This window comes from Microbacterium sp. UBA3394 (assembly GCF_002358725.1).
In the GTDB taxonomy this organism is placed as follows: Bacteria; Actinomycetota; Actinomycetes; order Actinomycetales; family Microbacteriaceae; genus Microbacterium; species Microbacterium luteum.
In genome coordinates this window covers 1-9,384 of the sequence record NZ_DEPK01000157.1, presented here as the reverse complement: position 1 = coordinate 9,384, position 9,384 = coordinate 1, and the positions used below count along the sequence as shown (strand labels likewise).

The window sequence follows — 9,384 nt, the reverse complement described above, 5'->3', positions numbered from 1 at the left end:
ACCTCGGGCGACTCCGGCATGCGCTCATCATGTCATCGGATCACGCAGCCGGCACCAATTCGCTGTAGAGCGCGCGCACGCGACGGTCGATGTCATCGCGGATGGCCCGCACGCCGGCCGGCGGCAGCCCCGCCGGGTCTTCGAGATCCCAGTCGAGATATCGTCGCCCGGGGAGCACCGGACACGCGTCACCGCATCCCATCGTGATGACGACGCTGGCCGCGCGCACCGCCTCTTCCGTGAGCGGCTTGGGGAAATCTCCCGTGGCCGGAATGCCGATCTCATCGAGCGCAGCGATGATGCTCGAACGCACCTCCGTGGCCGGCTGCGAACCCGCGGTCGCGACGCGGAGCCGGTCGCCGGCGAGGTGACGCAGAATGCCCGCCGCGAGCTGGGACCGCCCGGCGTTCTGCACGCACACGAAGAGCACGTGCGGCGTGTCGTTGGGGCCCGCGTCGGCCCGCGCCAGGGCTTCGAGCCGCGATGAAGCGAACGCCGCGGTACGCGACGCGAGGAACGGCGCCGCTGTGTCGTCGCCGCGCAGGCGGACGAGGCTGTCGGTCACGACCGATCGGATCGTCTCGACGCCGAAGACCCCACGGAATCTCGTGGTGAGGTCGGCGACGATGCGAGCTGTGTCCGGCTCCGGCCCGATCTTCTGCCCGAGGAACGCGGCGATCCTGTCGTCTTCGTCCGGATGAATCGCGTACCAGACGCGACGGCCTTCCGGCTCGCGCACGAGGAATCCCTCGGCGAGCAGCGCCTTCATGTGGTGGCTGATCGTGGGCTGCGTCAGTCCGAGGGTCGCCGCCAGCTCTCCGACGAGCGCGCGCCCGTCGTCGGAATCCCGGATGAGGCGCAGGATGCGGGAGCGTGTGGGATCCCCGAGCGCCGTCAGGCGTCGCTCATTCGCAGCCGCATGCATAGATGTGAGTCTATCTCTCGCTCCGGCGATCGGTGGCAAGACGGATACGCTGACCTCGTGCCTCCGCGCCTTCTCCCCCACGACGCCGTCCTCCGGGCGGCCCAGCCCGGTGATGAACAGGGTCTGCTCGACAGCATCCGACACCTCGCGGCCTACGAGCGCGAACCCGATGCCGTCGAGAACACCGTCGAGATGATCACCGACCGATTCTTCGGCGCAGCACCGAAGGTCTTCGCCCACGTCGTGGAGCGGCAGGGTCGGATCGTCGGGATCGCCGTGTGGTTCCTCACCTACTCCACGTGGACCGGGACGCACGGCATCTGGCTCGAGGATCTCTTCGTCGAGGAGAGCGAGCGTGGACGGGGATACGGGAAAGCCCTCATTGCGGCTCTCGCTCACGAGTGCCGCGCGCGGGGATACTCACGCCTGGAGTGGACCGTCTTGGACTGGAATGCGCCGTCGATCGCCTTCTACCGCGGGTTGGGAGCCATTCCGATGGAGGAATGGACCACGCAGCGGCTGACCGGTGAGGCTCTGGCAGCACTCGCCTCCGAGTGACAAGACCGCGCGCGAGGACGCGGGCGTCACGCGACCGGCTGCGGGGAGAGCTCACTCAGGAGCGCCTCGACATGGGCGCGCACGTCGTCCCGCACCGCACGAACGCCATCGATGTCGAGTTCAGCGGGGTCCGCAAGGTGCCAGTCGAGGTACCGCTTGCCGGGATACAGCGGGCACGCGTCTCCGCACCCCATCGTCACGACCGCGTCCGCGGCGCGCACCACGTCATCGGTGAGCGGCTTGGGGAATTCCTCGGCGACCTCGATGCCGATCTCCCGGAGCACCGTGACGACCGAGGGAAGGATCCCTGCACCCGACGGATTCGAACCGGCCGAGCGCACGTGCACGCGCCCGGCGGAGAGGTGCCGGGTCAGCGCGGCCGCCATCTGCGAGCGCCCCGAGTTCTGCACACAGACGTAGAGCACCTCGGGCACGCGCTTGACGATGACGCCCTTCGACTGGGCCAGCGCGGTCAGACGATCATGCGCGAACTTCTCCGCGAGAGAGGTGAGGTGCGTCTTCACGGCCGCCGTCCTGCCGAGGGCGGCGTAGGACTCGAAGACGACCCGCTCGACGGTCTCCGGGTTCACCATGCCGTCGAAACTCTGCGCGAGCCGGTCGGATGCGCGCCGAAGCACGGCATCAGCGGACAGGAGGGCGTCCTGGCCCTGCGTGCCGGTCATGCCGCACCCTCTTCGGCGAGCAGGTCGGCGAGAAGCGCCTCGACACGACCCCGGATCTCGTCGCGGATGGGGCGCACCGCCTCGATTCCCTGGCCGGCCGGGTCGTCGAGCTGCCAGTCTTCGTAGCGCTTGCCGGGGAAGATGGGGCACGCGTCGCCGCAGCCCATCGTGATCACGACATCGGACTCCTTGACGGCGTCGACCGTCAGGACCTTCGGGGAGTTACCCGCGATGTCGATGCCCTCTTCGGCCATCGCCGCCACCGCGACGGGATTGATCTCGTCTTTCGGGGCCGATCCCGCCGAGAGCACATCGACGCGACCGGCGCCGAGCTTCTCGAGGAACCCGGCCGCCATCTGCGAACGGCCGGCATTGTGGACACACACGAACAGGACGGACGGCTTGCCGGTCATGACGGCTCCTTCACGGGATGGAGAACACGAGGTCGAAGGGCGGTGCCGGGATACCGACGCCTCAGCAGCTGTAGCTGCTGAGCAAAAGCATAGATGGATATCTATGCTTCGTCCAGTCCGCGCTGTGCGCATCTCCTCCGACGGCGATGTCGGAGGCCCGACGTAGCCTCGCAATCACATCGAGAGCGTGCCCCTCTCCCGACGATCGGAGCACGCCCATGTCCTCTTCCACGAACAGCCACCGTCCGGCACCGGTGCCGAACGGCTTCGACGTCTACGCCGTCGCCTGTTGCCACCTCTTCCGGCAGGAGCGCGCCGTCCGCTACGCGCTGCACGCACCCGACGGCTGGTCCTTCTCCTGCGGCGGCATCGACCACGATCCCGAGTGCTGGGGAACCACGCACACGCATCACCTGCTCGACATCGACGCATCGCTTGCCGAGATCGCCATGCTCCCCGTCGGCGCGGAGACGATGCGGTTCACCGCATCCTCACCCTGGCTTCGGCTGCCCGATCTCGCGTGAGGGTCAGACGGCGGGCGACGGATCAGTTGTTGAAGCGGAACTCGACGACGTCGCCGTCGCGCATGACGTAGTCCTTGCCCTCGAGGCGGGCCTTTCCGCGAGAGCGGGCCTCCAGGACGGAACCGCACGCGACGAGGTCGTCGAACGAGATGACCTCGGCCTTGATGAAGCCCTTCTCGAAGTCGGTGTGGATGACGCCCGCCGCCTGCGGAGCCTTCGCACCCTGCGGGATCGTCCAGGCGCGGGCCTCCTTCGGCCCGGCCGTGAGGTACGTCTGCAGACCGAGAGTGTCGAATCCGATGCGGGCGAGCTGATCGAGGCCCGATTCGTCCTGACCGGTCGCGGCCAGCAGTTCCGCGGCGTCCTCGGCGTCGAGGTCGATCAGCTCGGACTCGATCTTGGCGTCGAGGAACACGGCCTGAGCGGGGGCGACCAGCGCCGCGAGCTCGGCCTTGCGCGCATCGTCCGTGAGCACGGCCTCGTCGACGTTGAAGACGAAGATGAAGGGCTTCGACGTGAGCAGCCCGAGCTCCTTGATGGGCTCGAGGTCGAGGCCCGCCCCGGAGAGAAGTGTCCCCGCGTCCAGGGCATCCTTGGCGGCGACGGCCGCGGCCAGCACGGCAGGATCGGTCTTCTTACCCCTGACCTCCTTCTCGAACCGCGGGATCGCCTTCTCGAGCGTCTGCAGGTCGGCCAGCTGAAGCTCGGCGTTGATCGTCTCCATGTCACTCGCGGGATTCACCTCGCCGTCCACGTGAACGACATCGTCGTCCGCGAAGCCGCGAACGACCTGCGCGATGGCATCGGCTTCACGGATGTTCGCGAGGAACTGGTTGCCCAGGCCCTCCCCTTCGCTCGCGCCGCGCACGATGCCGGCGATGTCCACGAACGACACCGTCGCCGGCAGCACCCGCTCGCTGGAGAAGATCTCGGCGAGGCGGGCCAGGCGCGGATCGGGCAGACTCACCACCCCGACGTTGGGCTCGATCGTGGCGAAGGGATAGTTCGCCGCGAGCACCTGGTTCTTGGTCAGCGCGTTGAAGAGGGTCGACTTGCCGACATTCGGGAGTCCGACGATTCCGATGGTGAGAGCCACGGGAGTCCAGTCTACGGCGGCGCGCCTGCGGGAGAGCACGCCGCTCGCACGCGATGCTGTGGACGTGTCACTGGATTTCACGGCGATCGACTTCGAGACGGCGAATTCCAGCAGCGCATCGGCGTGTGCCGTCGGACTCGTCCGTGTGCGCGCCGGAGAGGTCGTGGCGAAGACCGGATGGCTGATCAGGCCACCTGCAGGTCACGATGCGTTCTTCGAACTGAACACCCGCATCCACGGAATCGAAGCCCGGGACGTCGCGGACGCGGCGACGTGGACCGAGCAGCTCTCGGACATCGCCTCGTTCGTGGGCGAGGACATCCTCGTCGCCCACAACGCCGGCTTCGACATGGCCGTCATCAAGCGCGCATGCGAGGCGACCGGTGACGAGTGCCCGCCCTATCGGTACGCCTGCAGCCTTCAGGTGGCCCGCCGGGTGTACTCGCTCGAGTCGTATCGCCTGCCGTTCGTCGCCGCCGAGGCCGGCTTCGCCTCCTTCGCGCACCACAACGCCACCGCCGACGCGCTCGCCTGCGCGCACGTGATGGTGGATGCCGCGCGCCGTGCCGGCGCCGCCGACATCGTGGCCCTCGCGGAGGCGACCGGGGTGAGGGTCTCGCAGATCGCGCCGGCGACGGCAGGTCGCGCGGCATCCGCCGTCGTCGCCGCCTGATCGATCGGGCCGGCCTGGCCGGGACGGCGGCCCCGTCGGTCGGGTCGCCGCTTCGACGCGCCGGCGCGTGCCAAGAGAGGCGGTGTCGGAGGTCTGCGAGAGAGTGTCGTCATGGACACGATGCTCCTTCCCCTCCTCGCCGTCGCGGCACTGTTCGCGGGCCTTCTGGCCGGCTGGGCCGCCGGCGGTGCGCGAGCCGCGACGCGTTTGCACACGCAGATCGCCGACCTGCGCGCCCAGGTCGCCGCCGCGAACGCCGCGCGGCAGGGGGTGCAGGCGCAACTCGATCACCAGCAGCTGCTGTATCGGGAGCTGGCGTCCCAGGCGCGCTCCGACCTCGCGGCGCGCGACGATCGCGAGCGCCGAGAGCAGGCGATTCTCCGCGCCCTCTCGCCGGTGCACGAGACTCTGCAGACCATGCAGGGCAAGGTCGATGAGCTGGAACGGGACCGGCACCACCAGTTCGGCGCTCTCGCCGAGCAGCTGCGACGGTCGCACGAATCCGACGAGCAGCTGCGAGCGACCACGGAGGCGCTCGCGGGCGCACTGCGTTCGGGGAGCACCCGCGGCGTCTGGGGAGAGACGCAGCTGCGGCGCGTCGTCGAGGCAGCTGGGCTCACGCGATACGTCGACTTCGACCTGCAGGCATCCGTGCACTCCGATGCCGGCGCCGGCCGACCCGATATGGTCGTGCGCCTGCCCGGCGAGAAGGCGATCGCCATCGACGCGAAGGTCCCCCTGGATGCCTACCTCGAGGCGAGCGCGATTCCGTTCACCGCCACCGGAGACGACGCTGCGCGCCGCGAGAGCCTCCTCCGCAAGCACGTGAAGGCAGTTCGCTCGCACGTCGACGCTCTCGCGAAGAAACAGTACTGGGCGGGATTGTCGTCCAGCCCCGAGTTCGTCGTGTGCTTCATCCCGAGCGAAGCGCTGCTCGCCGCGGCACTGGAAGCCGATCCGAGCCTGCTCGAGTACGCCTTCGGTCGACGCGTCGCCCTGGCTTCCCCGGTCAACCTCTGGGCGGTGCTCAAGACCGTCGCCTTCACGTGGACGCAGCAGAACGTCTCCGAAGAGGCGCGCACCCTGTTCGACCTCGGCAACGAACTGTACGCGCGGCTGTCGACGCTGTCCGGGCACGCAGACGATCTCCGTCGCGCGATCGAGCGGACGATCGACAGCTACAACGGCCTCATCGGATCCCTCGAGTCACGCGTCTTGGTGACGGCCCGTCGATTCCCCGGCATCGACGAGACCAAGCTGGAATCCGCGACGGCGCCGGCGTCGATCGAGAGCAGCCCGCGACGAGTCGTCGCCCCCGAGCTGCTGCCCGATGCGGGCGCAGACATCGGTGCTCTCCGGTTCCGGCTCGGTACGCCCAACTCGGATGGCGACGCGGCCGGGACATCTGCGCAGCCGGCGCGCGACGAGGAGGGCGCGCGTTAGCTCAGGCGCCGCCGGGCACGAAGCTGAGCAGCACGATCACCGCCGCCGAGACGCCGACGAAGGCACCGATCATCCACCACGCCGAAGGCTGCTGACCCTCTTCGCGTCGCACCCGGAAGAGCACATCCGGTCGACGGGCGGGATCGGTCGCGTCGGCGACGACGGCCTGCGCGCCGGTCTGCGTGGTGGTTCCGCTGGTGGCGGACATCGAGTTCTCCCTCGCTGGGTTGAAGGTTCGGCGTCTCCTCTGACGGACGCCCCCAGTCTCCCACAGCGATGCTGAGAGCCTTGTCACATACCCATCACGATCTCGCCGCCCGTCCGGCCGTCTCGGCCGAGAGCCGGCTCACAGCCACTTCGAGGTGAGGTGCTCCGACGAGATACGGCGCAGGGTGCCCGAGGCGCCACGCAGCACGACGCTCTCGGTGTAGACGTAGCCGCCCTCCCGGCGAACGCCCGCCACGAGCTGGCCGTCGGTCACACCCGTCGCGACGAAGATCGTGTTCTTTCCCTTGACCATCTCGTCGGCTTCGTACACGTGGTCGCCGAACTGCAGACCGGCATCGATGCCCTTCTGCTTCTCGTCGTCGTCGCGCGGCCACAGCCGGCCCTGGATGTGCCCGCCCAGTGCCTTGATGGCACACGCGGTGACGATGCCTTCGGGGCTGCCGCCGACACCCACGCACATGTCGGTGCGCGCGTTGTGACGGGCGGCGTTGATGCCGCCGGCGACGTCGCCGTCGCTCATGAGACGCGTTCCCGCCCCCGCCTCGCGGATCTCGTCGATGAGCTTCTCGTGACGAGGTCGGTGGAGCACCGAGACGACCATCTCCTCGACGGGCTTGCCGAGCGCGCCCGCGAGGAGGCGGATGTTCTCACCGATGGGAAGCCGGATGTCGACCACTCCGACGCCGGCGGGGCCGGTCACGAGCTTGTCCATGTAGAAGACGCTCGACGCATCGAGCATCGAGCCGCGGTCAGCGACCGCGATGACGGAGAGGGCGTTGTTGCGCCCGGCGGCCGTCAGCGATGTGCCGTCGATCGGGTCGACAGCCACGTCGCACTGCGGACCACGACCGTTTCCGACGCGCTCGCCGTTGAACAGCATCGGCGCGTTGTCCTTCTCGCCCTCGCCGATGACGATCGTGCCATCGAAATTGACGGTGGTCAGGAACGCCCGCATCGCATCCACGGCCGCGCCGTCGGCCGCTTCTTTGGCGCCACGGCCGATGAACGGCACCGCGCGGATCGACGCCGCCTCCGTGGCGCGCACGAGCTCGAGAGCCAGGTTCCGGTCGGGGTGCAGGGGGCTCATATCGCCGGTAAGACTCACCATGGGTCGACTCTATCCAGCGTGCTCCTGAAGATCGCGGGAAATCACGAGGGGCAACGGCGAAGGAATGACGGTTCTTTCGCGGTAGCGCAATTCGTCGCATCCCATCGCGTGGGACCGGGCGATCTTGACGCCCGGAGCCGGCCTCCGACGGCCCCGACCGGATCGATACACTCGAAGTGTCGACCCCGTCACGAAGGAGCACCCATGCCCGTCGCCACTCCCGATCAGTACGCCGACATGCTGGACCGCGCGAAGGCGGGCGGATTCGCGTATCCCGCGATCAACGTCTCCAGCTCGCAGACCATCAACGCCGTGCTGCAGGGTCTCACCGAGGCCGGTTCGGACGGCATCCTGCAGGTGACCACGGGTGGAGCTGACTACTTCGCCGGTCACACCGTGAAGAACCGCGCCGCCGGCGCACTCGCGTTCGCCCGGTACGTGACCGAAGTCGCCAAGAGCTACCCGATCACCGTGGCCCTCCACACCGACCACTGCCCGAAGGACGCCCTGCCGACCTTCGTCCTGCCGCTGCTGGAGGCTTCCGAGGAGCAGGTGAAGGCCGGTGGCGAGCCGATCTTCCAGTCGCACATGTGGGACGGCTCGGCCGTGCCGCTGGACGAGAACATCGAGATCGCCGCAGATCTGCTCCCCCGCATGAAGAACATCAACTCGATCCTCGAGGTCGAGATCGGCGTCGTCGGCGGCGAGGAGGACGGCGTGAAGCACGAGGGCTCCAACGAGGCGCTCTACACGACCGTCGCGGACGTCACGAAGGCCGTCGAGACCCTCGGCCTCGGCGAGAGGGGCCGCTACATCTCGGCGCTCACCTTCGGCAACGTGCACGGTGTGTACAAGCCCGGCAACGTCAAGCTCCGCCCCGAACTCCTCGGCGAGATCCAGGAAGGGATCGCCGCGACCTTCGGCACCGACGCCAAGCCGCTGGACCTCGTCTTCCACGGCGGCAGCGGCTCGACCGACGAGGAGATCGCCCTCGCGGTCGCCAACGGCGTCGTGAAGATGAACATCGACACCGACACGCAGTACGCGTTCACGCGCGCCGTCGCCGGCTACATGCTCTCCAACTACGAGGGCGTGCTGAAGGTCGACGGCGAGGTCGGCAACAAGAAGCAGTACGACCCGCGCGCTTGGGGCAAGGTCGCCGAGACAGCGATGGCGGCACGCGTCGTCGCCGCGACGCAGCAGCTGGGCTCGCACGGCAAGAGCCTCGGCGCCTGACGCCGCTCGACGGATGCCCCGCGCCTTCGGGTGGCGGGGCATTCGTCTTGTCTCGTCGGCCTCGGCGTGCACGGACTCAGGCTCAGCGGGCGTTAGGAGGCCCTGGGCGCCACTGATCCCGCACTCAGCCTGAGTTGGTGCCCGCCGAGGGAGGACACCTGCGGCAGGAGGACACCTGCGGGAGGAAGGGCACCTGCGGCAGGAGGACACCTGCGGGAGGAAGGGCACCTGCGGGAGCGAAGTACGGCGAGCGCGCGGAGCGAGCCGAGTGGCGAGGTCAGCTGCTCGCGCCGGAGACGAGCACGTCCCAGACCGCCGGGTCCTGGAACAGCGGCACGGTGAGCAGGATGCCGCTGGCAAAGGAGAAGACAAGAGCGCCGACGAGCGGGATCCACCAGCTGATGCGCCCGCGCCGCATGCTCATCCACGAAAGCACGGCGGTCAGCAACCACCCGAGGCCGACAACGACGGCCGCGGCGAATCCCCACGCGCGCGCC

General features: G+C 68.6%; 12 protein-coding genes. 5 read left to right on the top strand and 7 right to left on the bottom strand.

Annotated features, from left to right (window positions below):
• Nucleotides 1-40: 40 nt before the first annotated feature.
• The gene (locus B4E30_RS09320) at nucleotides 41-925 is read right to left on the bottom strand and encodes a metalloregulator ArsR/SmtB family transcription factor (protein WP_286794956.1); all 885 of its coding nucleotides are present in this window, start codon (nucleotides 923-925) and stop codon (nucleotides 41-43) included.
• Nucleotides 926-982: 57 nt separating this feature from the next.
• Between B4E30_RS09320 and B4E30_RS09315 the strand changes: the two genes are divergently transcribed.
• Entirely contained in the window at nucleotides 983-1,483 is a 501-nt protein-coding gene (locus B4E30_RS09315; protein ID WP_286794953.1) for a GNAT family N-acetyltransferase, read from the top strand.
• A gap of 26 nt (nucleotides 1,484-1,509) precedes the next feature.
• Here the strand turns inward: B4E30_RS09315 and B4E30_RS09310 are convergent, their stop codons facing one another.
• Entirely contained in the window at nucleotides 1,510-2,166 is a 657-nt protein-coding gene (locus B4E30_RS09310) for an arsenate reductase ArsC (RefSeq protein WP_286794952.1), read from the bottom strand.
• Nucleotides 2,163-2,579: an arsenate reductase ArsC gene (locus tag B4E30_RS09305; RefSeq protein ID WP_286794950.1), complete on the bottom strand. Its 417-nt coding sequence runs from the start codon at nucleotides 2,577-2,579 to the stop codon at nucleotides 2,163-2,165. The genes B4E30_RS09310 and B4E30_RS09305 overlap by 4 nt, the downstream gene beginning before the upstream one ends.
• 218 nt (nucleotides 2,580-2,797) lie before the next feature.
• Between B4E30_RS09305 and B4E30_RS09300 the strand changes: the two genes are divergently transcribed.
• Nucleotides 2,798-3,103 (top strand): hypothetical protein, encoded by a 306-nt coding sequence (locus tag B4E30_RS09300; RefSeq protein WP_286794948.1) that lies wholly within the window; start codon nucleotides 2,798-2,800, stop codon nucleotides 3,101-3,103.
• 22 nt (nucleotides 3,104-3,125) lie between these two features.
• Here B4E30_RS09300 and ychF read toward each other — a convergent pair whose 3' ends face one another.
• Nucleotides 3,126-4,199, bottom strand: coding sequence for a redox-regulated ATPase YchF (ychF, locus tag B4E30_RS09295; protein WP_286794946.1), 1,074 nt, complete (start codon nucleotides 4,197-4,199; stop codon nucleotides 3,126-3,128).
• Between the two features lie 64 nt (nucleotides 4,200-4,263).
• Between ychF and B4E30_RS09290 the strand changes: the two genes are divergently transcribed.
• Together B4E30_RS09290 and B4E30_RS09285 are read left to right on the top strand one after the other, a co-directional pair.
• The gene (locus tag B4E30_RS09290) at nucleotides 4,264-4,872 is read left to right on the top strand and encodes an exonuclease domain-containing protein (protein ID WP_286794944.1); all 609 of its coding nucleotides are present in this window, start codon (nucleotides 4,264-4,266) and stop codon (nucleotides 4,870-4,872) included.
• Nucleotides 4,873-4,983: 111 nt separating this feature from the next.
• Entirely contained in the window at nucleotides 4,984-6,315 is a 1,332-nt protein-coding gene (locus tag B4E30_RS09285; RefSeq protein WP_286794942.1) for a DNA recombination protein RmuC, read from the top strand.
• Between the two features lies 1 nt (nucleotide 6,316).
• Here B4E30_RS09285 and B4E30_RS09280 read toward each other — a convergent pair whose 3' ends face one another.
• Together B4E30_RS09280 and glpX are read right to left on the bottom strand one after the other, a co-directional pair.
• A complete protein-coding gene (locus B4E30_RS09280; protein WP_071042895.1) occupies nucleotides 6,317-6,523 on the bottom strand; it encodes a UDP-N-acetylmuramyl pentapeptide phosphotransferase in 207 nt (68 codons plus the stop codon).
• Nucleotides 6,524-6,661: 138 nt separating this feature from the next.
• Nucleotides 6,662-7,651, bottom strand: a complete 990-nt coding sequence (glpX, locus tag B4E30_RS09275; protein ID WP_071042894.1) for a class II fructose-bisphosphatase — start codon at nucleotides 7,649-7,651, stop codon at nucleotides 6,662-6,664.
• A 204-nt stretch (nucleotides 7,652-7,855) separates the two neighbouring features.
• On the opposite strand from glpX, the gene fbaA reads away from it, so the two are divergent.
• Nucleotides 7,856-8,887: a class II fructose-bisphosphate aldolase gene (gene fbaA, locus B4E30_RS09270; protein ID WP_286794940.1), complete on the top strand. Its 1,032-nt coding sequence runs from the start codon at nucleotides 7,856-7,858 to the stop codon at nucleotides 8,885-8,887.
• 277 nt (nucleotides 8,888-9,164) lie between these two features.
• Here the strand turns inward: fbaA and B4E30_RS09265 are convergent.
• Nucleotides 9,165-9,384: DUF6264 family protein (locus tag B4E30_RS09265; protein ID WP_286794938.1), on the bottom strand; the 220-nt coding region annotated here is incomplete at its 5' end.